Annotated in this window: 27 protein-coding genes; 17 read left to right on the top strand and 10 right to left on the bottom strand. The window is 57.4% G+C overall.

From position 1 onward, the window contains the following. Positions 1-82: 82 nt before the first annotated feature. The 6 genes from LUQ43_RS05990 (at position 83) to LUQ43_RS05965 (ending at position 5,277) form a co-directional block, all read left to right on the top strand. Positions 83-1,348 carry an AAA family ATPase gene (locus LUQ43_RS05990; RefSeq protein ID WP_299965094.1) on the top strand — a complete coding sequence of 422 codons (1,266 nt, stop codon included), beginning with the start codon at positions 83-85 and terminating at the stop codon, positions 1,346-1,348. Further along, positions 1,349-1,888 carry a hypothetical protein gene (locus LUQ43_RS05985; RefSeq protein ID WP_299965092.1) on the top strand — a complete coding sequence of 180 codons (540 nt, stop codon included), beginning with the start codon at positions 1,349-1,351 and terminating at the stop codon, positions 1,886-1,888. A 107-nt stretch (positions 1,889-1,995) separates the two neighbouring features. Then, positions 1,996-2,154 (top strand): rubredoxin, encoded by a 159-nt coding sequence (locus LUQ43_RS05980; RefSeq protein ID WP_299965090.1) that lies wholly within the window; start codon positions 1,996-1,998, stop codon positions 2,152-2,154. A 4-nt stretch (positions 2,155-2,158) separates the two neighbouring features. After that, positions 2,159-3,343, top strand: coding sequence for an FprA family A-type flavoprotein (locus tag LUQ43_RS05975; RefSeq protein ID WP_299965088.1), 1,185 nt, complete (start codon positions 2,159-2,161; stop codon positions 3,341-3,343). Positions 3,344-3,365: 22 nt separating this feature from the next. Next, on the top strand, positions 3,366-3,737 hold the full coding sequence (locus LUQ43_RS05970; protein ID WP_299965280.1) for a desulfoferrodoxin: 372 nt from the start codon (positions 3,366-3,368) through the stop codon (positions 3,735-3,737). A gap of 82 nt (positions 3,738-3,819) precedes the next feature. Next, entirely contained in the window at positions 3,820-5,277 is a 1,458-nt protein-coding gene (locus tag LUQ43_RS05965) for a potassium transporter TrkG (RefSeq protein ID WP_299965086.1), read from the top strand. Positions 5,278-5,306: 29 nt separating this feature from the next. On the opposite strand, the gene LUQ43_RS05960 is transcribed toward LUQ43_RS05965, so the two are convergent. Further along, the gene (locus LUQ43_RS05960) at positions 5,307-5,648 is read right to left on the bottom strand and encodes a hypothetical protein (RefSeq protein ID WP_299965085.1); all 342 of its coding nucleotides are present in this window, start codon (positions 5,646-5,648) and stop codon (positions 5,307-5,309) included. A 166-nt stretch (positions 5,649-5,814) separates the two neighbouring features. Between LUQ43_RS05960 and cfbC the strand changes: the two genes are divergently transcribed. The 6 genes from cfbC to LUQ43_RS05930 all read left to right on the top strand — a co-directional run bounded on the left by cfbC (position 5,815) and on the right by LUQ43_RS05930 (position 11,071). Next, a complete protein-coding gene (cfbC, locus tag LUQ43_RS05955) occupies positions 5,815-6,627 on the top strand; it encodes a Ni-sirohydrochlorin a,c-diamide reductive cyclase ATP-dependent reductase subunit (RefSeq protein WP_299965083.1) in 813 nt (270 codons plus the stop codon). Further along, complete coding sequence (locus tag LUQ43_RS05950) at positions 6,593-7,633, top strand: nitrogenase component 1 (RefSeq protein WP_299965081.1); 1,041 nt, start codon at positions 6,593-6,595, stop codon at positions 7,631-7,633. The genes cfbC and LUQ43_RS05950 overlap by 35 nt, the downstream gene beginning before the upstream one ends. Further along, positions 7,626-8,747 (top strand): nitrogenase component 1, encoded by a 1,122-nt coding sequence (locus tag LUQ43_RS05945; RefSeq protein ID WP_299965079.1) that lies wholly within the window; start codon positions 7,626-7,628, stop codon positions 8,745-8,747. The genes LUQ43_RS05950 and LUQ43_RS05945 overlap by 8 nt, the downstream gene beginning before the upstream one ends. Before the next feature lie 112 nt (positions 8,748-8,859). After that, positions 8,860-9,270 (top strand): hypothetical protein, encoded by a 411-nt coding sequence (locus LUQ43_RS05940; protein WP_299965076.1) that lies wholly within the window; start codon positions 8,860-8,862, stop codon positions 9,268-9,270. A gap of 167 nt (positions 9,271-9,437) precedes the next feature. Next, the gene (locus tag LUQ43_RS05935; RefSeq protein ID WP_299965074.1) at positions 9,438-10,376 is read left to right on the top strand and encodes a PAS domain-containing protein; all 939 of its coding nucleotides are present in this window, start codon (positions 9,438-9,440) and stop codon (positions 10,374-10,376) included. Between the two features lie 65 nt (positions 10,377-10,441). Continuing rightward, positions 10,442-11,071 (top strand): TMEM175 family protein, encoded by a 630-nt coding sequence (locus LUQ43_RS05930; protein ID WP_299965072.1) that lies wholly within the window; start codon positions 10,442-10,444, stop codon positions 11,069-11,071. A gap of 145 nt (positions 11,072-11,216) precedes the next feature. On the opposite strand, the gene LUQ43_RS05925 is transcribed toward LUQ43_RS05930, so the two are convergent. The 3 genes from LUQ43_RS05925 to LUQ43_RS05915 form a co-directional block, all read right to left on the bottom strand. Continuing rightward, a complete protein-coding gene (locus LUQ43_RS05925; RefSeq protein WP_299965070.1) occupies positions 11,217-12,335 on the bottom strand; it encodes an isocitrate/isopropylmalate family dehydrogenase in 1,119 nt (372 codons plus the stop codon). Next, a complete protein-coding gene (locus tag LUQ43_RS05920) occupies positions 12,323-12,811 on the bottom strand; it encodes a 3-isopropylmalate dehydratase small subunit (RefSeq protein WP_299965278.1) in 489 nt (162 codons plus the stop codon). The genes LUQ43_RS05925 and LUQ43_RS05920 overlap by 13 nt, the downstream gene beginning before the upstream one ends. Before the next feature lie 68 nt (positions 12,812-12,879). Then, a complete protein-coding gene (locus LUQ43_RS05915) occupies positions 12,880-14,079 on the bottom strand; it encodes a 3-isopropylmalate dehydratase large subunit (RefSeq protein ID WP_299965275.1) in 1,200 nt (399 codons plus the stop codon). Between the two features lie 193 nt (positions 14,080-14,272). Between LUQ43_RS05915 and LUQ43_RS05910 the strand changes: the two genes are divergently transcribed. The 3 genes from LUQ43_RS05910 to hisE all read left to right on the top strand — a co-directional run bounded on the left by LUQ43_RS05910 (position 14,273) and on the right by hisE (position 15,933). Next, positions 14,273-15,013, top strand: a complete 741-nt coding sequence (locus tag LUQ43_RS05910) for an SIMPL domain-containing protein (protein WP_299965064.1) — start codon at positions 14,273-14,275, stop codon at positions 15,011-15,013. 165 nt (positions 15,014-15,178) lie between these two features. Then, on the top strand, positions 15,179-15,622 hold the full coding sequence (locus LUQ43_RS05905) for a NusA-like transcription termination signal-binding factor (RefSeq protein ID WP_299965062.1): 444 nt from the start codon (positions 15,179-15,181) through the stop codon (positions 15,620-15,622). An 8-nt stretch (positions 15,623-15,630) separates the two neighbouring features. Beyond that, entirely contained in the window at positions 15,631-15,933 is a 303-nt protein-coding gene (gene hisE, locus LUQ43_RS05900) for a phosphoribosyl-ATP diphosphatase (RefSeq protein ID WP_299965272.1), read from the top strand. A gap of 51 nt (positions 15,934-15,984) precedes the next feature. Here the strand turns inward: hisE and LUQ43_RS05895 are convergent, their stop codons facing one another. The 6 genes from LUQ43_RS05895 to LUQ43_RS05870 form a co-directional block, all read right to left on the bottom strand. Beyond that, positions 15,985-16,437 (bottom strand): bifunctional nuclease family protein, encoded by a 453-nt coding sequence (locus tag LUQ43_RS05895; RefSeq protein ID WP_299965060.1) that lies wholly within the window; start codon positions 16,435-16,437, stop codon positions 15,985-15,987. 52 nt (positions 16,438-16,489) lie between these two features. Further along, positions 16,490-17,521, bottom strand: a complete 1,032-nt coding sequence (locus tag LUQ43_RS05890) for a flippase-like domain-containing protein (RefSeq protein WP_299965058.1) — start codon at positions 17,519-17,521, stop codon at positions 16,490-16,492. A 120-nt stretch (positions 17,522-17,641) separates the two neighbouring features. Continuing rightward, on the bottom strand, positions 17,642-18,223 hold the full coding sequence (locus tag LUQ43_RS05885; RefSeq protein WP_299965055.1) for a DUF357 domain-containing protein: 582 nt from the start codon (positions 18,221-18,223) through the stop codon (positions 17,642-17,644). Next, positions 18,220-18,969 (bottom strand): diphthine synthase, encoded by a 750-nt coding sequence (gene dph5 / locus LUQ43_RS05880; protein ID WP_299965053.1) that lies wholly within the window; start codon positions 18,967-18,969, stop codon positions 18,220-18,222. Before dph5 ends, LUQ43_RS05885 begins: the two co-directional genes overlap by 4 nt. Positions 18,970-18,985: 16 nt before the next feature. After that, positions 18,986-20,158 carry a GTP-binding protein gene (locus LUQ43_RS05875; protein WP_299965051.1) on the bottom strand — a complete coding sequence of 391 codons (1,173 nt, stop codon included), beginning with the start codon at positions 20,156-20,158 and terminating at the stop codon, positions 18,986-18,988. Then, on the bottom strand, positions 20,155-20,862 hold the full coding sequence (locus tag LUQ43_RS05870) for a hypothetical protein (protein WP_299965049.1): 708 nt from the start codon (positions 20,860-20,862) through the stop codon (positions 20,155-20,157). Before LUQ43_RS05870 ends, LUQ43_RS05875 begins: the two co-directional genes overlap by 4 nt. A 166-nt stretch (positions 20,863-21,028) precedes the next feature. Between LUQ43_RS05870 and LUQ43_RS05865 the strand changes: the two genes are divergently transcribed. After that, positions 21,029-21,745 carry a metal-dependent transcriptional regulator gene (locus LUQ43_RS05865; RefSeq protein ID WP_299965046.1) on the top strand — a complete coding sequence of 239 codons (717 nt, stop codon included), beginning with the start codon at positions 21,029-21,031 and terminating at the stop codon, positions 21,743-21,745. Then, positions 21,742-23,724, top strand: coding sequence for a ferrous iron transport protein B (gene feoB / locus LUQ43_RS05860; RefSeq protein WP_299965044.1), 1,983 nt, complete (start codon positions 21,742-21,744; stop codon positions 23,722-23,724). The genes LUQ43_RS05865 and feoB overlap by 4 nt, the downstream gene beginning before the upstream one ends. Positions 23,725-23,761: the final 37 nt, after the last annotated feature.

Raw genomic sequence — 23,761 nt, 5'->3', positions numbered from 1 at the left:
GGTGGGACGATGGTCCTGTATATCCTGTATATAACCAATACCTTCTTTTTGTTCAAGAGTGACGATGACGTAAGGAACGTGTATGCCGATCCAGCAGATCCATGTGGAGAATTTCAAGAGTTTTTCCGAGATCGATATTGACCTTGCCCGGTTCAACGTCGTGATCGGTTCGAACGCAGCGGGAAAATCCAATTTCATCAGTATCTTCCGGTTCCTGCGGGATATCGCAACGTCGGGAATTGTGAACGCGATCGCCATGCAGGGGGGAGTAGACTACCTTATGAATGCCACGATTGGCACGGCACGCGACCTCGCAATCCGGGTCCGCTATATTCCCGACAGTGACATGGAATATATCGACAAACAGCAGGATGGCTCATCCCTCGTTGGTATGAAGGCCTGCGAATCCACGTACGAGTTTTCCCTGCGGTTCACCGGGCACCAGGACGAGTTTACCATCACAAAGGATCGGTTTGTCATCGGCTGCGATCTCTCGACCTGCCGAAGGGATGGTGCGGCCATTGTCGAGAGCAGCGCGATCGGCCGGGGGCAGATCGTTGTCTCCAGCGACAACGGGGTGATACGGTATGAGGTTCATGTCCCGGAAGGCTGCCCGTTCAAAGAGGACGAGATCATCCCGCTCTTCTTCCGCAACAAGCGCCTGCCGGAGAAGACCCTCCTTCTTGAAACGAGCTACGGGTTCCCGCTCCCGCACTTCAACCGCTTCTTCGACCGGATTGCCGTATACGATATCGACCCGAAACTCCCCAAGAAGGGTGTTGTCATCACCGGGAAACGGGAACTGGAACCGGACGGGGGAAATCTTGCTCTCGTGCTGAAGCGGATCATCGAGGATCCGGAGAAGAAGCGGAAGTTCTCCAACCTGCTCCGGGATACCCTGCCGTTCGTTGAAGAGTTCTCCGTGCAGAAGTTCATGGACGTCTCGCTCATCCTCACCCTCCGCGAGCGGTATGCAAAGAGCCGCGACCTGCCCGCCTCCTCCCTCTCGGATGGCACGATCACGATCTTTGCCATGATCGTTATGCTCTATTTTGAGGACAAACCGTTCATTGTCATCGAAGAGCCGGTGAGCCATATCCACCCGTTCCTGGTAGGACGGGTCATTGCCATGATGAAAGAGGCCTCTCAGAAAAAACAGATCATGGTCACCACGCACAGCACAGAGGTGGTCAAGCACACCGGTATCTCTGACATTATCCTCATCTCCCGGGACAGCGACGGCTTCTCCATCATCTCCCGGCCGGCAGATAAGGAAGAAGTAAAGACATTCCTTGAAAACGAGATCGGCATCGAGGAACTCTACATCCAGAACCTGCTGGGAATGTAAATGAAGAAACGCCTGTTCATCATGGTTGAGGGAGAGGATGACGTGCGGTTCTTTGGCCGCATCATCAAGCCCCTCCTTGCGCCACGGTACGATTCGGTGGAGATCGTACCCTATGCCTGCATCAAGCGCGAGAAGGTGAACAAGTTCTTACAAAGCGTCGTGCTGATGAAGAACGATTACATCTTCGTTGCCGACATCGATTTTGAGCATTCGGTGCGGGACAAGAAGCAGATCCTGTATTACCGGTTCAGCAACCTGGACGGGGGGAGTGTCGTGATCGTTATCCGGGAGATCGAGAGCTGGTATTATGCGGGAATTGCCGGGCCTCTTGAGCAGGAACTGGGTATCACGGGTATGATGTCAACGGATGATCTGACCAAGGAGGACTTCAATGCCCGCATTCCCAAGAAATTTGATTCCCGGATTGATTTCATGTTCGAGATCCTCAAGTCCTTCTCCCTTGAGACGGCGGCACGGAAGAACCACTCCTTCTCGTTTTTTGTCAACCGCTACCATATCCAGGAGAATCCCGGCGAGTGAACCGTATCCTTAAGGGCATCAGGTCCATTGCCGGGCAGTTCCCCAATAGAAACCATTTTTAAAAACGTGGCGCCATTCTGTAGTATCTGAATTTTCAGGGGTATAGTATGGACAGGTATGTATGCACGATATGCGGTCATGTCTATGACCCGGAGAAAGGGGAACCCAAGCTGGACCTTCCTCCCGGGAAAGCATTTGAGGATCTCCCGGATGACTGGCAGTGCCCGGTCTGTTTTGCTGCAAAGAACGTGTTCGTGAAGGAGTGAAGGGATGGTAGCACGCGAGATTGTACGGGGAGTATTCTGGGTCGGGGCGCTGGACTTTGACCGGCGGCTCTTTGATGAACTGATCCCGTTGCCGGAGGGCACGAGTTATAATGCGTATCTCGTCCGGGGAAGCACCAAGACCGCCCTGATCGATACGGTTGACCCGAAATACGAGGAGGAACTGATTGTCAACCTCCTGAAACTCGGCATCGAACAGATCGATTACATCATCATCAACCATGCTGAGCAGGACCATGCTGGATCCCTCCCTATGGTCCTCGAGATGTACCCCATGGCAAAGGTCGTGACCAATGAGAAGTGTCGCGATCTCCTCGTTGCCCTGCTCCAGATCCCGGCGGAAGCGGTACAGGTCGTAAAGGACGGGGATTCAATCTCCCTTGGCGACCGGACGCTTAAGTTCTTCCTCACTCCCTGGACTCACTGGCCGGAGACGCAAATAACCTTCCTTGTCGAGGACCGGATCCTCTTCCCCTGCGATCTCTTCGGATTCCATACTGCCACAACGGAACTGTTCGTGACAAACGAGGCGGATGCCTACCGGTCAGCGAAACGGTATTATGCCGAGATCATGATGCCCTTCCGGAACAGTATCAAAGGCTATGTCCAGAAGGTCCGTGAGCTCAATCCAGTCATGATTGCACCCAGCCACGGCCCGATCAACAAGAACCCGAAATTCATCCTCGATGCCTATGCCGACTGGGTCTCGGACGATGTGAAGAATGTCGTGGTCCTGCCCTATGTATCCATGCATGGGAGCACGCAGAAGATGGTTGACCAGCTGACTGACGCACTTATCCGGCGGGGTGTGAACGTGAAACCCTTCAACCTCACGAAGACGGATATCGGGGAACTGGCGTATGCTCTCGTGGATGCAGCGACCGTGGTTGTCGGCACGCCGACCGTCCTCTTCGGACCCCACCCGCAGGTTGTCTATGCCACGTACCTTGCGAACGTCCTGAAACCCAAAGTGAGGTTTGCCTCGGTGATCGGGTCCTTTGGCTGGGGTGGCAAATCGGTTGAGACGATTGTGAAGATGCTCGACCACGTGAAGGTCGAAGTCCTTGAACCGGTGGTCATCAAAGGTGCGCCGGATGAGGCGGCTGTTGTTGCGCTCAACCGGCTTGCCGATGACATTGCAAGGAAACACAAGGAGATTGGAATCCTTTAAGGAGAGAGCGATCGTGACAAAAATGCTTGAGATCTACAAGTGCAGCGTATGCGGGAACACCACGATGGTTGTCAGCCCTTCGGGTGGCACCCTTGTCTGCTGCGGCCAGCCCATGACCCTCCAGGTGGAGAAGACAGAGGATGCGGGAAAGGAGAAACATGTCCCCGTTGTTGAGAAGACCCCGCAGGGCATCCGGGTGAAACTCGGGTCGATCCCCCACCCTATGGAGGAGAAGCACTATATCCAGTGGATAGAAGTGATCTCCGGTGACGCTCTCCTTGTCCAGGGGCTGAAACCCGGGCAGAAGCCTGAAGCGGAGTTCACGGTACCGGATGGCCGCATGAAAGTGCGTGCGTACTGCAATGTGCACGGGCTCTGGACCGACAAGGCATAGGTCTGTAATCCAGCCTCTCTTTTTGGATGGTATAGTTTTTCCGGGCAAACACTAATAGAGCACGAGCGGCAACCCAATAGTAATGGGCCGGCTCGGGTATTTCTCCACGATAATTGCGGATCTCGGGGATCTGTGTACCTTTGTCGCCCCGGTGACCGCAGTCCCCCTGATCGTGGCAATCCTCTTTGCCGAATGGGACATGCTCCTGCCGATGGCAACCGTGCCCGCGATCTTTCTCCTCTCCGGTGTGGTTCTCAAACAGCTCCCCCGCGGACGGCAGGGCAGCCGGCTCTCCACTGCTATGTGCTCGGTGGCACTCTTCTGGTTTGCCTGTGCCATGGTGAGCGGCATCCCGTTCATGCTCGGCCTGCATATGAGTTTCACGGATGCGGTCTTCGAGGGTATGGCGGGCTGGACCGGCACCGCATTCTCGATGATCCGTTCACTTGACACCGCACCCTATACCCTCCTCTTCTGGCGCTCCTATATGCAATGGGTCGGCGGTATCGGGATCATCGCATTCTCGGTTGCCCTTGCCAGCAGCACGGGACTCTTCCGGTCAAAACTGCCCCGCAGCGAGGGCCGGGAAGAGCCCCTGCTGCCAAGTGTTGTTGCCACCGGGCGTTCGCTCTGGAAGATCTATGCGGTTCTCACGTTCTGCGCAATCGGCCTGATCCTCTTCACCGGCCTCTCGCTCTGGGAATCGGTCAACCTTGCTCTGTCAGCGATCTCGACCGGCGGGTTCACGTTGCACAGCGGAGGGATTCTCTATTACGATAATGTTGCGCTGGAAATCCTGCTCATCCCGATCATGATTGCCGGTGCTCTCCCGTTCAAGTTATACTTCCTGATCGTGCAGCACCGCCGCCTGAGTCTCTTCGGCGACGAACAGGTGAAACTGTTCTTCCTCTTCCTCCTGCTGGGAACCTCGGTGCTGACGTACGACCTGATCTATTTTGCCGATCTTGATATGGCTACGGCAGCCGGACAGGGGTTCTTCATGACTGTGTCTGCGCTGACGAGCACCGGCTTCCAGGTCGTGGATCTCCAGAACTGGGCGGGAGTGACCCTGCTCTTCCTTGCCATGCTCATCTTTGTCGGAGGTGCCGCCGGCAGCACGGCCGGGGGGATCAAGCTGGATCGGGTCTCCTTTGCGGTCAGGGCACTCATGTGGTGGTTCCGCCGGCTGTTTGTGAGCGGGAAGGTGCTTGTGCCGTTCAGGATCGAAGGCCGGGTGATCCCGAAAGCGACAGCGGAACTGGAAACGGCAAAGAACATGCTGATCATCCTCCTCTCCGTGGTCATCATCTTTGTTGCGTCCCTTGCCGTGCTCCAGTATCATCTCACCACGTATTCCCTGACGGAGATTGTCTTCCAGGTGGTCTCCGCATTCTCTACGTGCGGTATCAATACGGGGTATGTTACCCCGGATATGCCCGTTATCTCAAAATGGATCTTTATTCTTGTGATGTGGATTGGCAGACTGGAAGTGATCCCGGTCGTCATCCTCTTCGTGGCCCTGTTCAGGGGTCCTGATTGATCCCCTACACCCGGCTTTTTTTAAGACGGTCAGATCCCCGAAACAAACCGGCTGATAACGAGGACACAGCCAAGCCAGATCCCGTATGCTCCCCCGAGACTCTCTAACAAGCCCCACCGGTTCATGAGGAAATACAGGGCGATGAGGAAGGCAAGCGAAGGGATGGCAAAAAAGAAGGTCCCCAGAACCAGCTGACGAGTGGTGGCTACGCCGGCATCGTTATAGGTAAAGAGGAATGCAAGAGTGGTGATGATGGGAGCCGCGGCAAGAATGCCGCCATATTTCGGGTTTACCTGCTGCGCGATATAGGTCACGCCGACAATGATACTCCCGCCGGCTATGAATTTGAGCAGCGTGTGCAGGTATTCCATGACAGGTACGATCATCGTTTCCGGTGATGAAAAATTCTCTGCTGGTGAGATGCAGCGCACCGTGAAACACCCCCCAGGGGAATTGCGAACATTTCTGCATCGAACGCAAGTCCACTTTTGTTAACATCAGGAGATCTAATATAAATTGCCGCCCCATTGTTGTATAATGAAGCAGATCGCCCTGTACGGGAAAGGCGGTATCGGCAAGTCCACCACCTCGGCCAACCTTTCGTCGGCACTCTCCGGCAGGGGACTCTCGGTTTTGCAGATCGGCTGCGATCCCAAACGGGACAGCACCCGTATGCTGATGCAGGGCAGGTTCATTCCAACCGTGATGGATCTGGTCCGGGAACGGGGTGATGCAGCCCTTTCCCTTTCGGATGTTGTCTTCACGGGATACAACGGTATCCGGTGTGTCGAGGCCGGGGGGCCTGAGCCCGGTGTCGGGTGTGCCGGCCGGGGGATCATCGCCACCTTCCAGATCCTTGAGAAATTCGGGGCCCTTGAAGGAGACGTGATCGTATACGACGTGCTGGGCGACGTGGTCTGCGGGGGGTTTGCCATGCCGATGCGGGAGGGCTATGCGCAGGAGATTTACCTGGTCACCTCCGGCGAACTGATGTCCCTGTACGCGGCCAACAATATCTGCAAAGCAGTCCAGCGACTCGCGTCCCGGGCAAAGAGCAAGTGCCGGCTGGGCGGTGTGATCTGCAACGCGAAGGGGCAGCCCCGGGAAGAGGAACTGGTCTCTGAGTTCGCCCGCCGGGTGAACAGCGCAATGATACAGTACATCCCCCGCGACCATGTCGTGCAGCAGGCCGAGGTGAACCGGCAGACCGTCATCGAATACAGCCCCGACTCGGCGCAGGCAGATCATTACCGTTCCCTTGCGCAGCGCATCATGGAGAACACCCGGATGACCATTCCCACCCCCCTTGAGATCGATGACCTCGAATCCCTTGCCCGTGAATTCATCTAGGCTCGGCGGCTGCACGCTCACCGGTGCAATCTCGGTGACCTCCCATGTCCGCGACGCAGTCACCATTATCCATGGCCCGGCCGGGTGCAGCCACCATAACGTCTCGCTCCTGCACGCCAGCTGGCTGGACAACGATCATGCCATCCTGCCGGAACTGGTCTCCACCGGCCTCTCGGAAACCGATATCGTGTTCGGGAGCGAAGAGACGCTTCGGAAGTCAATCCGGCATGCTGCCGGGCGGGATGTGCGTGCCATCTTCGTCCTCTCTACCTGTATTGTCGAGACGATCGGGGATGATGTGGCGGCGGTCTGTGCAGAGGAGTACGGGATCCCGGTTGTCCCGGTTCCGACTGCGGGATTCCTCGGGGGAACGTTCCACGACGGGGTCAACAACGCCCTCATCGCCCTTGCGGCAACGGCCGGACCCTGTCGGAAGACCGGCGGCATCAATATTATCGGGGAGATGAACCTCGAGTACGAGGTTGAAGAGAACTACACAGAGGTTGCCCGGCTCCTCTCGCTGCTCGGTCTGACCGTGAACCTGCGTTTTGTGCACGATATCTCGTACGACCAGCTTGCCCGTCTCGGGGCAGCGCAGCTCAATATCCTCCGGAGCCCGGCGCTTGTGCCGGTCGGGGAGGTGCTGAAGGAACGGTTCGGCACCCCGTATATCCCCTCGTTTCCCCACGGGCTTTCCGGAACGCTCTCGTTTATCAGGACAGTTGCCGGTGCCTGCGGTATTGACGGGCAGGAGGCCGTTTCCGGGGAATGCGTACGGCAGGAAGAGATGATTGCCGGCTTTTCTGACCTAGCGAACAAGCCGGCCTCACTTGACCACACCCTTTCAGGTGCGGAGGAGATCCTGGCTGCCGAGGAACTGGCCGCGGTTCTGGATCTTGTGGTCGGCGCTCCTGGCAAGAGTTCCCGCCTTCCGGTCAGCGCAGCGATCGGAACTGTCGGGACACGGAGGATGCTCCACCGCTGGAGGCGGGCTATCCATGCCTGAATGCAACAATCCTCTCTGGCCCTGTGCCATGACCGGTGCCGCGGCCTGCCTTGCCGGGTTTGATGGTATCGCGGTTGTCATCCATGGCTCCAGCGGGTGTTACTATTATCCTACCACCCTTCTCCATGCCCCGCTTCATGGCACGTTCATCTGCGAGGATGACGTGATCTTCGGATCCGAGGGTCGGCTCGTGGAAGTGATCGACGGGCTTTCGGGAACCGGCAAGCGGATAGCGGTGATCACGACCTGCGTGCCTGCAATCCTTGGAGAAGATATACGGTCCATGCTTGACGGGCATGACGTGATCCTTGTGGACAGCCCGGGATTCTCCGGCAATGTCGAGACCGGGTATGCCAAAGCTCTCGCCATGCTGGAGCCCCGTATCAATCCCGCCTCCCCGAGTGTCAATATCGACGGGGTATGCCTGTTCGACCCGTTTGCCGTGGGGAACGAGCAGGAGATCCGGCGGTTGTTTACCCTTGCTTCGGTTCCGGTGGGGACGGTTTTCTCCCGCGACCGGTTTGACCGGGCGTTCCGCGCATCAGCGTTCACGGTTGGCACCAATACTGATTTTCCCTCGGGTGTCGGGGAATACCTGGGCGGGATGCTGGGGTTTGATGCGATCCGTGCCACGTTCACGAGGATAGGAGAGGTGATCGACGGAGCGGAGTGCGATCCGGTCTATGCCGAACTGGACCAGCAGGAGGAGCGTGTTGTCCGGGCGTGCGACAAGTATCTTCACCGGTACGATCCCCCGGTTGCTGCCGTCTTTGCGGGTTCCTCGTATGCGGCGTTTGCCGCCCGGGTGCTCCGGCAGTACCTGGATGCGGAGATCTGCTGCATCGGTTCCCGCACGGCACCCGGTGATGCTCCAGTCCCGATGGTGGAGGCGGCCGGCCTTTCGCAGGTGAAGAACCTCATCCAGATCCACAATCCCGATCTTGTCATCGGGTCTTCATTCGAACGTTCGGTCAGCGGGACTGCGGCCTTCGTCGGTATCATCCCCCCCCTGCGGGGGAGTATACGGCTGGCTCCAACCCCGCTTGCCGGCATCAACGGGACCCTGTCGTTTGTCGAGCAGGTACTGAATGCCTGCATGGATCATACCCCCTGAAACCTGTTTTCCCCCCACTATCTTCGTCGGCAGATCACTTTCACCCTGCGCATGGCGGGGGGATATATACCCTCCGCGGCAATGCCAGTATACGACAGAAAGGTGGTCGTGTATGATGGAAAAAGCAGGATATCTCCAGCAGACAAGGTCGCAGGCGTTTGACAACGAAGGCCAGGTGCATGACATTGTCGAGCTGCACATTCTCGGGAACCGGTACGCCATACGGAAGTCTGACCTCATGAAAGCCCTCTCAGGCCGGATGTACGTGCAGGTCGAGGAAGTCACCCGGAACTGGAACGATTACCTCGGACTGACCCGGGGTCTTGCCCATGTCTCTGTATCCGGCAAAGCTCTCAATATCGACCTGTTCGGGGCCGGGAATTTTACCCTCTCCCTGTCCATGCTCCGGGCGGTAATATACGGGAAGGAACGCTCTGTCGGGATCGTAAGGATACCGGAAACACCAGCGGTCAGGATTCGCAGGGCTGCCGAAGGCCAGCAGACGATCAGTGCGGTTGTCTGATCCCCCACTGTCCGGCCACCCGCCTCTTCCCTCTCTGGCGGTGGCCCCCTTTTTTAACGGCATCGTGCAACATTAATAGTCAAAAAACAGATGATCATAGGTGGAGAAATCCCTCCTTACACTCCGGTAAAACGGTCGTGAACCGGCACAGGTAATGGCGGTCAGAAATGGATACCACGGATGCAGCATACCGGGATCTTGTTGAGAGCCAGCAGGATCTCATTGTACAGTTCAATCTCGAAGGCCGTCTCCTTTTTGTCAATAAGGCCTATTGCGATACTGTCGGGAAGACCCGGGAAGATCTGGCAGGCAGCGTCTTCATGCCGGTGACCGAAGAACGCTATTCCGATGTAATCGCCACCCAGATGACCAAGCTCTTCCGGCCACCGCATGCCTGTATCGTGGAGCAGTGGATGCAGACAAAGAAGGGCCTGCGGTGCATCAGCTGGTCGGCAAAGTCCGTATTCGGTGCTGACAAGGCAGTAGTATCCATTGTTGCAACAGGCAGGGATATCACCCCGCTTAAAAACGACCAGAAATCCCTGCGGAAGCGGGATGAGGAACTGATGGTCCTGCTGGAGAGCGGCAGCCAGATGTATTATACCCATACCCTCGACCATACCCTGATATTTGTCAGCCCCCGGTTCCGTGATCTGCTGGGCTGTCACCCGGGAGAAGGGAAACGGACCTGGACCGATTACCTCACCGATCATCCCATGAACGCCTCCGGCCTTGAGCGGACGATCCGTGCGATTACATCCGGAAAGCGTGAGCCCCCGTACCGGCTGGAGATGGCCACCCGCGACGGGCGGAAGATCTGGGTGGAGGTCAATGAGGTGCCGGTAGTAAAGAACGGCAGGACCATGGTAATTGCCGGGTCCGTTACCGATGTGACTGACCTGATGGCAGTCGAGGAAGGCCGTGCGGAGGCTGAATTCCTGATCAAGGATGTGTCCGGTGAACAGACCGTCAGCGAATACCGTGCCCGGGTTTCCGGCCGGAAGGTAAAAGGGCCCCTTGGATATTTCCGATCCATTCTCTCGAAATCATCGGATGAGGAGAATGTCGGGGACGTATCTGCGGTATCGCAGGAAAACCTGAAATAAACCCCCGGGGATGGGAAACGTAAGATCAGAAGTCACCCCGAAACATGGTTTGGAGGAAGGATACTATGGCTGAAGAAAATAACCGGAGTGAGGAACCCCACCTCACCAAGGGCAGGCTTGAAGCGCTTTCTGATGGCATCTTCGCGTTCGCAATGACACTCCTGGTCATCGGGATTGATCTCCCGGACAAGGCAACGCTCATCCAGTCGAACGCATTTGCCCTGCATTCACTCCTCTCGCTCTATTCCGATTTCTTCCATTATGTCCTCGCATTCATGATCCTGGGAGCATTCTGGCTCAGCCAGCACCAGCAGTTCCATTCTGTGAGAGTCCCTGACAAGTTGTTCATCTGGATCAACCTCGTGACCCTCATGTTTGTGGCACTCCTCCCCTTTTCCACCTCCTTCTCCGGTGACTTCCCCGGCGCGTCCATAGGTGCAATGGTATTTGAGGCAAACCTCTTTGTGATCGGTATAGGCATGACCTGCCAGTGGTGGTATGCAACAACCGGTTTCCGTCTGGCAGAGTCCACGCTGAAACCCGAATATATCCGGCGGGTCCTGAGGGGAAATCTTGTCGTCCCCGTAGTCTCCATCATATGCATTCTTGTGGCACTGACAGGATCCTTGTATAGTACGGTCCTTTACATGACGCTTCCTGTTGTCGATTATGTGGTGGATCGATACTTATCCTGATACTGGTATCCCCCCGTACCTTTTTTGGATGGGGAGATTTGCCGGGTCATTTGTCCGAGGCGGGGTGCGGATAATCGTGTATCAGGTCGTCCTATAAGCAGACGATATCATACGATCCTGACCGCACCAGAAAAAAGAGTGAAAATTATTTTCCTTTCTTCACGCACTCGGCGATATACGACCCGGCCTTTGCCGTCCCTGCTTTGCCGCCGAGATCCTTTGTCACCACGCCATCCTTGATGCTCTTCTCGATGGCCTTGACAATCCCGGCAGCCGCCTTGTGCTCGCCAAGGTGATCGAGCAGGATCGAGCCCGCCCAGATGGTTGCGATCGGGTTTGCGACGTCCATGCCCTTGTATTTCGGGGCAGAGCCGTGGATCGGCTCGAACATGGAGGTCCCCTTCGGGTTGATGTTGCCGCCAGGGGCAAGACCGAGCCCGCCCTGGATCATGGCGCCGAGATCGGTGATGATGTCCCCGAACATGTTGGGTGTGACCACAACATCGAACCACTCGGGGTTCTTGACAAACCACATGGTAACGGCGTCAACGAAGTTGAACTCTGTCGTGACCTCAGGATACTTCTTTGCGTTCTCATTGAAGACATCCCGCCAGAGGCCGTACACATCCGAGAGCACGTTTGCTTTGTCCACGGAGGTGAGTTTCTTCTTCCGCTGCATCGCAAGATCGAACGCATAGGTCTGGACCCGGCGGGAGCCTTCGCGGGTGATGACGCCGATCTGGTAGGCGATCTCCTCGGCATCGCTTGTCACATCAAGCCCGAACTTCACGTTGTAGATGTCGCGGACAACGTCAAGCTCGATCTTCTGGTGCTTCTTGAACCGCGAGCCGATGCCGACATAGAAGTCCTCGGTGTTCTCGCGGACGACAACGAAGTCGATCTCCTTTGGACCCTTCCCGGCAAGCGGGGTCTCGACTCCTTTGAGGAGCTTGATCGGCCGGAGGTTCACGTACTGGTCGAAGTGGAACCGGAGGGCAAGGAGGATGCCCTTCTCAAGGATGCCCGGCTTCACCCGCTCGTCACCAATGGAACCGAAGTAGATCGCCTTGAACTTTTTGAGTTCTTTTAAGTCATCCTCGGTTACCAGCTGCTTTGTTGCGAGATACCGGTCTGCGCCGATATCGAAGTCCGTCCACTGGATATCGAAGTTATACTTCTCTCCTGCAGCTTCCAGGACTTTCTTTCCCTCGACCACGATCTCCGGGCCGATTCCATCCCCTCCGATTGATGCTATCTTGTACATACCGGAACCTCCTTCAATGACTTTGCATATTCCACGAGCCCGCCGGCATCGATGATGCCCTGCATGAACACCGGCACCGGCTCGATTGCGTACTTCGTCTTGTCCGCTTCAAGGTATCCTTCCTTGATATTCAGGGTAACCTTTGCCCCGTCAGCGATCTTGTCTGCATCCGGGCAGACCACGGGAAGCACTCCCACGTTGATCGAGTTCCGGAAGAAGATGCGGGCAAATGACCGGGCCACGACCACCTTCACGCCGGCACCGATCAGGGCAAGGGGTGCATGTTCGCGGGAGGAACCGCAGCCGAAGTTGCGCCCCCCTACGATAACATCGCCCCGCTGCACCTTCTTTGCAAACTCGTCGCGGGTTCCTTCAAAGGCGTGCTTTGCCAGCTCGTCCGGGTTGTTGAGGGTCAGGAACCGTCCCGGGATGATCGCATCGGTATCGATATTGTCGCCGAACTTCCAGACCCGCATGTTCTTTGCTGTCTGGGGTTCCCTGACAACAACCTTCCTGACGGGAACGGTCTTCTTCGCTGCCATGATCACACCTCCCTCGGGTCGGTGATCTCGCCCGTGATTGCGCTCGCTGCTGCTGTTGCGGGAGAACAGAGGTAGACCTTACCATCCGTGCTGCCCTGCCTGCCCTTGAAGTTCCGGTTGGATGTCGAGAGCGAAACTTCGCCCGGTGCAATCAGGCCGAATGCCCCGCCCATGCACGGCCCGCAGCACGGTGCTTCGACAAGTGCTCCCGCCTTCACGAACTTCTCGATGAGCCCGGCCTTCAAGGTCTTGAGGTATTCGTCGCGGGATGCCGGGATGATGATGACCCGGATCTTCGGGTTGAATTTTTTCCTGCCCAGCACATCTGCGGCCTCGGCAAGGTCCTCGAAGCGCCCGTTCGTACAGGAGCCGATGAAGACCTGGTCAACGTGCGTTCCTGCAACCTTGCTGACCGGGACGCCCGTGTCAACGTTGTGAGGCACGGCAACCTGCGGCTCAAGGTCGGAAACATTGTAGGGCCGCTTCTCGGCGAACTTCGCATCCTCGTCGCTGTCAAGTTCGAACGGTTTCATCTTCCGCCGGCCTTTCATGTACTCCCACGTCACCTTGTCCGGTGCAACGATACCGGCTTTTGCGCCCATCTCGATGGCCATGTTGCAGAGTGTCATCCTGCCGGACATGTCGAGTTTCCGCACGGTCTTTCCGGTGAATTCGATTGCCTTGTAGGTGGCCCCGTCAGCACCGATATCGGCTGCAATCGCAAGGATCAGGTCCTTTGCCCCGACCCTTTTTGGGAACTTTCCGGATACCTCTGCGCGGATCGTCTCCGGCACCTTGAAGTACAGGGAGCCGAACTTCAGGGCAAATCCCATGTCGGTTGAGCCGATACCCGTGGCAAACGCCCCGGTCGCACCGTACATACAGGTGTGCGAGTCCGCCCCGACAACGATCTCACCGGGTGCTGCCCGGCCCTTCTCGATCGTCACCTGGTGGCAGACACCTTCGTTGATATCATAGTTGTGGATGCCCTGCTCCGCGGCAAACTTCCGCATGTACACCTGGTTGCTCGCAGCCTCGATGGAATCGGCGGGAATCTGGTGGTCAAAGAGCATGATAATCGCTTTTGAGTCAAAGACCTTCTTCCCACCCATCTCGTAGAACTTCTGGATGGCAAGCGGGCCGGTGATATCGTGGATCATCGCCCCGTCAAGGGGGGCCATGACCACTTCGCCCGCCCTGATCTCACTGCCACACTTCCTCGAGAATATCTTCTCTACGATTGTCGCTGTCATGCTCGATCGTCTCTACTATTGACACTCCCCTATCATGTAGTTTCTCGTGCACCACCCGGGTGCACCACGTCCGATAACTGCGACCAGATTCGCAGTCAAAGCAAGGTTTAACCCCATTTCAGGTCAAGACTGTACGAACACCATGAAACGAAATGTGAGTTTTCTCTGTGCACTCCTTGCCATCTTCCTGATGGCAGCAGTTGGCAGCGTATCCGCTGCCTCATCTGATTCGGTTACCGACAAAGTGATCCAGGCCTCCGGCAGCGGGAACGTGATCGGAACGCCCGACCGCGTCCAGGTGACCTTCTCCGTGGAGACGGAGAACGCAGATGTCAAGGTTGCCCAGGCAGACAATGCTGCAAAGATGACCAAGGTCATCAACGCCCTTGTTGCCTCCGGTATTCCCGAAGACGCCCTCAAGACCACCGGTTATAACATCAATACCGTCTACGATGAGTCGTCCGGCAGCAGTATCCTGAACCCCAAGGTCAAGACCTACCAGGTTACCAACACCCTCACCGTCACGCTCCATGATGTGAGCAAGACCGGTGAAGTGATCGATCTCGCGGTTGCAAACGGTGTCAACCAGGCAGAGTCCATCCAGTTCATGCTCTCCGATGCCCAGGCCCTGGCGCTCCGCAGCGAGGCGCTGAAGAAGGCAGTGGCAAATGCCCGTGCAGATGCGGATTCTGTTGCCAGTGCCATGAATGCCACCATCACCGGTACGGGAACCGTTGACATCTCCCAGGGATACATGCCGGTTGTCTATTCCAATTACGCGATGGACACCGCTGCAATGGGAAAATCCGCAGTCGCAACCCCCATCAAGTCCGGTGACATCACGGTGACCGCCCAGGTCTCGGTGACCTACACCTATAACTAACCTTTTTCGCAACTCTCCCGTTCACACACTCTTCACAACTTTTTTAAAATAGCAGTGTGATCATTTCATAAAATCACAGTGCGGATGCCGGGTCACCCGTGACCCGTACATCTCTCAAATTTCGAATATCCAGGAATCAGCGGATACAATAGGATTGATTTTACCATGGAGCGCAATATCGGCTTTAAGGAGCGAAGGTACATTGAAGAACTGCGGATCCTCACGAAATCGACAGCCCTCGACTGCGTGATAGACGACCGGTTCGACCGGGTAATCTACGTGATCCGGCTGGGTGACATGGGTCTTGCCATCGGCAAGAAGGGCGAGAATATCAAGCGGCTCCAGAATGTGCTGGGCAAGCGGATCGAGATGGTCGAGTTTGCCGACACTCCTGATGCGTTTATCGCCAATATCTTCAAGCCTGCCGAGGTGACCGGGGTCGAACGGACCGCAGAGGACGTGCCGGTGAACGTGTTCGTCAGGCAGAGGAGCGACCTAGGAATCGCTATCGGCAAAGCGGGGTGCAATATCGAGAAAGCGCGCATCCTCTGCCGCAGGTTTTATGGGATCGAAGTGGGAGAAGTCCTGCTGCAAAAGGAAGAATCATGAAGCCCAGTATGAAACCCGACGTGGATCCCCGGATCATTGCCGAACTCTGGCAGGTGATCTGCGATCGTGCAGAGAACCCGAAAACCGGATCCTATACCACCAGCCTCTTCACGGATAAGAAAGGGATCGACAAGGTGCTGGAGAAGGTTGGCGAGGAGTCGACCGAGTTCATTCTTGCCGTCAAGAACGGTGTCCCGGAGCGGACTTCGAGCGAGGCAGCCGATCTCCTCTTCCACCTGCTTGTCGCACTCCGGGCAGCAGATGTCGACCTCTCGTTGGTGATGCAGGAACTGGAGCACCGCAGGAAGTAATTCTCCCTCTTTTTTCCTGAGGGGCCAGCCGTATTCCCCTTGGGTTCCCGCTTATTTCTGGAGGAACGAGGAGAGTTCGACCACCTGCGGCAGGTCTTCTGCTTTCTGTGCAGAGGATGCAAGCACGCTCTCCTCCACAAAGATCGGGACATCGGCCCTGAGTGCAAGGGCAATCCCATCGCTCGGGCGGCAGTCAAGATACTCCTCGTGCCGGTGGTTGACAAAGACCAGCTGGGCGTAATAGATCCCGTCCTCGATACTGTCGATCTGGAGAGATCGCAGGGTTATCGAGAACTTCCCGCACAGGTCCAGGAAGAGATCGTGGGTGAACGGCCGGGGCAGGATCTCCCCGTTCCTGGCGCTGTTGATCGAGACGGCTTCCCAGATGCCGATGAAGATCGGCAGGAGGCGGCCGGAACCATCCGTGAGGATCACGAGCGGTACCGTGGCAGCATCGCTGATAGCCATGAATACCCCTTTGACCTCGCACCGGACCTGTGTCATGCCTGTGCACAGAGATTGCCGGCAAGCGTGATAAGGATACAGGTAGCGATGGTCAGGTCTTCTCGTTCAGGCTGTTCCGGGCTTCCCTGCGTACGATGATGATGCTGGAGAGGATGCCCAGGGCGATATTGAAGTAGTAGAGGACGATACGCCAGAGGACAACGAAGATGCCGACAACAGAGGCCGGTATGAAGAGGGCGTACATGGTGGTTGCACCGACCTCGGCAATACCCGAGCTGCCCGGTGTGAGCGGGATCATCATCAGGATGGCGAGGATGAGCTGGATCACGAACGATTCGAGGAAGAGGGGCGGCTGTCCCAGGCCCATGAGGATGAGGGACGCCGTGACGATCTCGGAGACCCAGTAGAGGAGGGTAAAGATCATGCCCAGGACAAGACCCCACTTGGCGGTATGGACGAACTTGATCGTTGCCCCCTGGAAGTTGTCGATCTCCTTGTCTGCCCGGTTCTGGAGTGCCTCGACGCGGGAATTCTCCCACTTCCTTGTCAGCCAGACCGTGCACCGGGCCACCACGCGTTTTACCACGTCGGGACGCCGGATTGCCAGGTAGAACAGGAAGAGGCACCCGACAACGAAGATCCAGGTGATGAAGACCATGATCTCGGAGATCGAGCCAAGGCTCTTCCACTGGTCGGTCAGGAAAATCATGGCAAATGCTGCCAGTCCGGCGAGTGCGATCCCGTCCAGCACCCGCTCCATGATGACCACGGCGGTTGCATCGCCGAGGGGAATATTTGCCTTGTAGAGCTCGTGAACCCTGACCGGTTCCCCGCCGGCCTGGGCCGGGGTGATGGCCGAGGCGAGCAGGTTGGCAAAGACGAGGTTAAGGCTGTACCAGAACCCGACCCGGTAGCCAAGCGAACCGGACATAGTCTTGACCCGCATTGCCCAGAAGCACATGGTCAGGAGGTGGGTGAGGAATGCGAGGAGGAGGAACCAGGGATTGATCTTGGTGAGGTAGGAAAGGGTGTTCTCGTTGATGGTGAGAATGAGGATGACAACGAGGACTGCAAGGGAGAAACCAACGGAAATATAGAGCCATTTTACCTGTGATTTATCCATGATCTCCCCGCTCTTGCACGATCTATCCTGGATCGGCTGTTAACCTAACAGGTTATGAGCCATAGTATTTACCTCTTTATCTCGTGAAAACCCCTGATGACGGGAAACGGGATGGCGCTTTTAGTCCACCGTGAAGATCTCCCGGTTTGCATGGATGATAAAAAGCCCTGCCTGAACGCCGGCATCGAGCCAGCCGTGCCCGTAACTGAAACAGGCCAGTGCATCTTCCCGTTTCCCGGACGCTGCAAGCATTGTTCCCTGCCTGAGGTATATCATGGCGATGAACTGAACCTGCACGGCAAAGGTATACGGGGAAGCCCCGGGATCGGGTGCGGGAGTAACGGACGCAAGGGCAGTGTCGAGCAGTCGCGCGTATCTCCTCGTCTTCTCGTCGAGTTTTGCAGAGTGTGAAGCCGGTACCGGCTCGGACGCCTCGTTAAACGGGCATCCCGGGTGTTCCCCCCGGCAGGTCAGCAGGCCGGATGCCTCTCCGCAGTGCAGCCACCCGAGGCCGTACTGGAACGCGGCCAGCGCATTGACCGGATCGCCACCGGCAAGGAAGGTCTTCCCGTCGCTCTCGTATGCGGATGCCATGCGGATCATAGCACGGCCGCATCTCCCGTACGGCGAGTCATCAGGGGCAGTGCACCCCGTCATGGCAAGAGAGGTGAAGAGCAGGGCCTGCAGTTCCGCTCGTTTCATAGGCCGGCAAACATCTCCAGGTACTCGCGTTCCATGTCGTGCAGCTCGGCCGGCACCACCAGGATGTGGAGCGGCGGGCCAAAGTCCGTGGCCCGTACCGTATCAGCAGATCCGGCCCGGACCACCGGCGCATCAGACCCTGCACGGGCAATCCCCACGTACAGGGGAATCACTGCTTTCCGTGGTGCCGCCATCTGTTCCAGCAGGGCAACTGCTTCCGGTACTGTCATGTACCGTTCTTCCTGGATATCGAGGAAGACCAGCGTGTGGAGCCGCTGGGAGAGGTTTGAAAGGATCACGTCGAGAGGGGTGGTGGGGAACCAGTTCTTCTGCGGGAACGGCAGGGAACAGGACTTGCCGAACCGGTAGTTCTGGAGGCCGGAGAGGCCGCAGATCGCGCTGGAGATGGATGCGCCGTGTACGATCGCGGTTCTGATGCCCCGGGCAGCGGCCCGCATCCGGATGTCCGAGTGGGTGGTCGAGACCATGGGATCGCCGGCACAGAGGAAGACCACATTGCCTTTCTCTGCCGCTGCCAGCAGTTCGTCCGGGTGCTGTTCCACGTCCGCCCGGAAGAGCGGGGTGACCGCCTTGCCATAATACTCCTCAAGTTCCTCGCGGGTCGTGCCGCCAAGGCGCGAAGTATAACATTCAAGAAAGACCCGGTCGGCAGCATGGATCAGCCGGAGTCCCTTCTCCGATACGTCAGTCTTATCGAAAAGCCCCAGGCCAATAAACGTCAGCATGCTCTGCGACACCTTTTTAGTTGGAGAACTGCGTTATGGAAGCCACCAGCGATTCGAGGACAGAATGGACATCGGCCTTCTTTGTTGCCGAGATCGGGAAGACCGGGATATCCTCGCCTATGCCGAGACCCTCCCGGATCTCCCCGGCACTCATGACACCGGGCATGTCGTTCTTGTTCGCGGCAATCGCATAGGCGATCCTCCGTTTCTCGATCATGCTGATGATATGGCGGGCCCTCGGCAGCATCTCGGGTTTTGTGGCATCAATGACCACGATGGCCCCCATCGCATGCCGGAGATACGGGGGCATGAGGGGATCGAACCGGGTATGTCCCGGTGTCCCGTACAGCGTGATATCAAAATCTTTCCAGCGCAGCCACCCGAAGTCGAGGGCAACGGTTGTTGACCCCCCGTCAGATTCCTGGCGGTCTATGGAATGACCCTCGTCGGCGGCATTCATGACAAACGTGGATTTCCCGGAATTTGCCGGGCCGGTGACCACGATTCTCGGGATATAGGGAATGACCCGTCCTTCTGCAATGATGAAGGGCAGGGACCGGACCGGTACCGGTCCCCACGATGTGTGGACGAGCGTGAAATAGTTGAAATTCGGGAAGGGGCGGAACGATGAACGAATGGCAAGAACAAAGTCAAAGGAGAGATCCCGGATAAACCGTTCGAGCAGCGGTGCCCCTTCAAGGTTCAGGTGTTCCAGGATAATGGTGACCTTCATGCCCCCCGCGCCTTCTTGTGCGGATTCGAGGATCTCCATGGCCGTTTCAAGACCGAACTCCTCGTACAACAGGTCGAAATAGACAAAGATCACGGTGACCTTGTGATCATGGCAGAGTTTTTGTATCCGCGCCTTCCATTCGCGGGCCCGTGCCTCAGCGGAACCGGCGCTTTTCCCGATCCGTTCACGATCAATGGCATCCAGGAATGTCACCGGTCCTGATGTGAGATCCAGGTGTGCTCCATACATCCTGGCAGCATCATTCCGGTACGCGTCCACGGTCGTATTCGGGAATATGACCATGCAGGAGTGCCCCCGTGCCAGGGCACAGGAGAGTGTGGAGATCATGAAGAGCTGGCCGTTGGCACCCGGTTCAAGGCTGTACAGAACCCTGCTGCCCTGCGGGATGCCCCGGCCCAGCATCTCGTCAAGACCGTTCACGCCGGTCGATATCATGGCAGGATCACGACCTGGCCTTTCGTAACCTGGAATTTTATCCAGTCCCCGCTCACACCGGTAATTCCCCGGATGCGCAGGAAGTTGACGTTCTGCTCCACTTTGATCTCGATAACACAGGTCATCAGCTGTTTGATCAGGGAGAGGGTCTTCTCATCGAACGACTCGCTGTTGAGGAGATATACGCCAACGCCTTCGATCTTCTTCAGTTTGGCGGTGAGGACGTGGAGAAACTGGTAGAGGACTTCGAGCCTGCGGTACATCAGCAGGGTGGAGATTGAGTTGACGCAGAACCGTATGGGTGGCGGGAAGAGTCCGGCTTCCCCGTCAGAGAAATCGCCCTCGAAAATGGTTTCGATCATATTGGAAAACTTGATGCCGATCCCGGTCAGGTCGGTGGGGCTCGACACGAACATCAGGCGGGGCGTATCGACAATGGTCGGTGTCGAACTCTTGGTAATGGCATCGATGACACCGGTAAACCGCTTGTCTGCACCGGCCAGCTTGAAGGCATCGACCACCTCGGCTGCACGCTCGTTGGTGGAAAGAATAATCGCATATTCTCCCGTGAGCGGTCTGGTGAGGGCGTATGCCAGCTGATCGCCCAGGCTCATGGGCGGAGCAAGGATGAGGATATTTGTCCCGGCATCAAAACCCCCGGATATCTGGTCGATCTGTGCAATACCGGATTTATAAGTATACATCAGTCGATTGATCATTTCGTCACGATACTTATAATCTCTCCTGTCTATTCTGGCGGTAAAAACGGGCCCGGAATAGGGCTGGCGGGTCCGGGAAATTTCCCCGTCTGCCATTCGGAGATTTAGGGTTCCCGAAATCTATTAATTTAGGGAAACCTAAAAATTGTACATGGCTTCAGAGCAGCTCGAAGAGTATCTTGAAAGTATTCTCGATATCGAAGAGCAGCAGGGGATTGCCCGGACCTCTGCAATTGCCAAGTGCCTCAAGGTTGCCCCTGCAAGCGTCACCGAAGTCCTCCAGGTTCTCTCGGAGAAAGGGCTGGTGCACTATGAGCCCTACAAGGGTGCCACCCTGACCGACACCGGCCGGGAGATGGCACGCACGGTGAAGCGCCGTCACCGGCTCCTCGAGGTTTTTTTAACCGACGTGCTTCATATCAACCGGGAGAACGTGCACGACGAGGCCTGCAAGATGGAGCACACCCTCTCGGACGAGACGGAATGTGCGCTCTGCAAGCTGCTCAAGGCCCCGGCCCGCTGCCCCCACGGCAGCCTGATCGAGGCCTGTAACCGCCAGGTCGAGAGCTGCTCGGCCTGTCTTGAGGAGACAAGACCGGTTGCTGCCGGTTCCCGCGACGAGCCGCTCATCCCGGTCACCTCCCTTGCCCCGGGCCAGAAGGGTACCATTGCGTTCATCCGCGGGGACAACAGCGTTGTCCAGCGCCTCACGGATCTGGGTCTCACCCTGAAGACCGAGATCCAGCTGGTGCGGAAGGCTCCTTTGCAGGGCCCTGTTGAGATATCCGTGCGCAAGACGCGGCTGGCGATCGATCATGCCATTGCCGACCATATCTTCGTTGCTTCCTGCGGGGAGAAGGGCCGATGAACGGCTGCCCGGGCTGTGGCGGGAACTGTGCATCCCACCCCCCAATGGTCAAAAAGGCGGAATACGTTGTTGCCCTTGCCGGCAATGCCAATGTCGGCAAGAGCGTCACGTTCAACCAGCTCACCGGCGTGGACCAGGAGACCGGCAACTGGCCGGGCAAGACCGTGGAACGGGCAGAAGGCATCCTCCAGTACCGGGGCCTGCGGATCCGGGTGATCGACCTTCCGGGTATCTACTCGATCTCGGCCCTCTCGACCGAAGAGCAGGTCTCCCGCGAGTTCATCGCCCACGACCATCCCGATGTGGTTGTCAACATCGTGGATGCATCTGCGCTGGAACGGAACCTCTTCTTCACCCTCCAGCTGGTGGAACTGGAGAGCCCGCTCATCCTTGCCGTGAACCAGATGGATCTTGCGGCACAGAAAGGGATCGTGCTCGACCATGCAAAGCTCTCCGGCCTGCTGGGCATACCGGTCATCCCGATGGTCGCGATCCAGGGAAAGGGGATCCTGGAACTCTCGGATGCCATCGTTGAAGCCATCCACGCCCGTCCCAGACCGCACCTCATGCCGTTCGGCAGGGAAGTTGAAGACCGGATCACCCGCATCCGGGATCTCCTGCCTGCCGGTGCAGGAGGCTACCCTCCCCGCTGGACGGCGATCAAACTGCTGGAGGGTGACCCGGACACTCTCTGGGAGGTGAAGAAACTGGCGCCCGATGCGGTAACTGCCGCACAGGGATTTGCCCGGGAACTGGAGAAGATCCATGGAGAACAGGCATCCACGATCCTGAGCGGGGAACGCTACCATGTTGCCGAACAGCTGGTCTCGGACACCGTCGCATTCCGGTCGCCCGGCGACCAGGAAGTCACCCTCACGGAACGGATCGACCGGGTCGCCCTCCACCCGGTGCTCGGGTATATTCTCCTCGCACTCATGCTCGGGGGACTGCTGGTCTGGACCTTCATTGTCGGGGCCTGGATCTCTGAAGCGCTCACGGCATTCCTGTCCGGCATAGCGCCCCTCAGGTCGCTGGCCACGGGTTCGGTGGTGGATATCCTCTTCAACGGAGCATGGACCGGCCTTGTCGCGGCAGTCACGCTCATCATCCCGTATGTCATCCCCTTCTACCTCTTCCTCGCGCTCATCGAGGATTCGGGCTTTCTCACCCGCTTCTCTCTCATGCTTGACCAGGGCATGCACAAGATGGGGCTGCACGGAAAGGCGATCATCCCCCTGGTGCTGGGATTCGGCTGCACGGTCCCGGCCTGCCTCTCGTGCCGGATCATCGAATCGCCCAAGCAGAAGTTCCTTGCCGCATTCCTGGTCACGCTCGTGCCCTGCTCGGCCCGGACGATCGTGATCCTCGGTATTGTTGCGCTCTTCGTGAACATCTGGTGGGCGCTCGCCCTTTACCTGCTCGACTTTGTCCTGATCATCATCCTCGGACGGCTCGCGTTCAAACTCCTGCCGGGCGAGTCAGTGGGTATGATCATGGAGATGCCGGAGTACCATGTCCCGCACCTCCCGGGCGTGGTCGGCCAGACTTGGCAGCGGACCCGCTCGCTCATCGGGATCGTGCTCCCCGCGTATATCGCAGGCAGCATTGCCATCACTGCCGCATATGCCCTGGGACTCCTTGAACCGATCAATGCAGCCCTTTCCCCCATCACCGTCCTCCTGCTCGGTCTCCCTGCCATCACCGGTGTTGTGTTCGTCTTCGGCATCATCCGGAAAGAGATGACGATCCTTGCCCTTGCAGCCCTCTTTGGCACCACCGTCTTCTCATCGGTCCTTACCCCTGTGCAGCTGATCGTCTTTGCCCTTGTGGCGATGCTCTATGCACCCTGCATCTCCACCATCCTTGCGCTCGCTCATGAGTTTGGCTGGAAACGGGCGCTCTCCATCACGGCACTCGAGACGGGGCTCGCCATCGCGCTCGGGGCGGTTGCGTTCCGGATTCTCTCCCTGTTCATGTAACCGGAAAGCCGGCAGGTCCCCCGTCAGACCGATCCTC

This window comes from Methanoregula sp. (assembly GCF_028679125.1).
In the GTDB taxonomy this organism is placed as follows: Archaea; Halobacteriota; Methanomicrobia; order Methanomicrobiales; family Methanospirillaceae; genus Methanoregula.
Note: the sequence above shows the minus strand (reverse complement) of the source record. Positions and strands in the feature narration are given on the sequence as shown.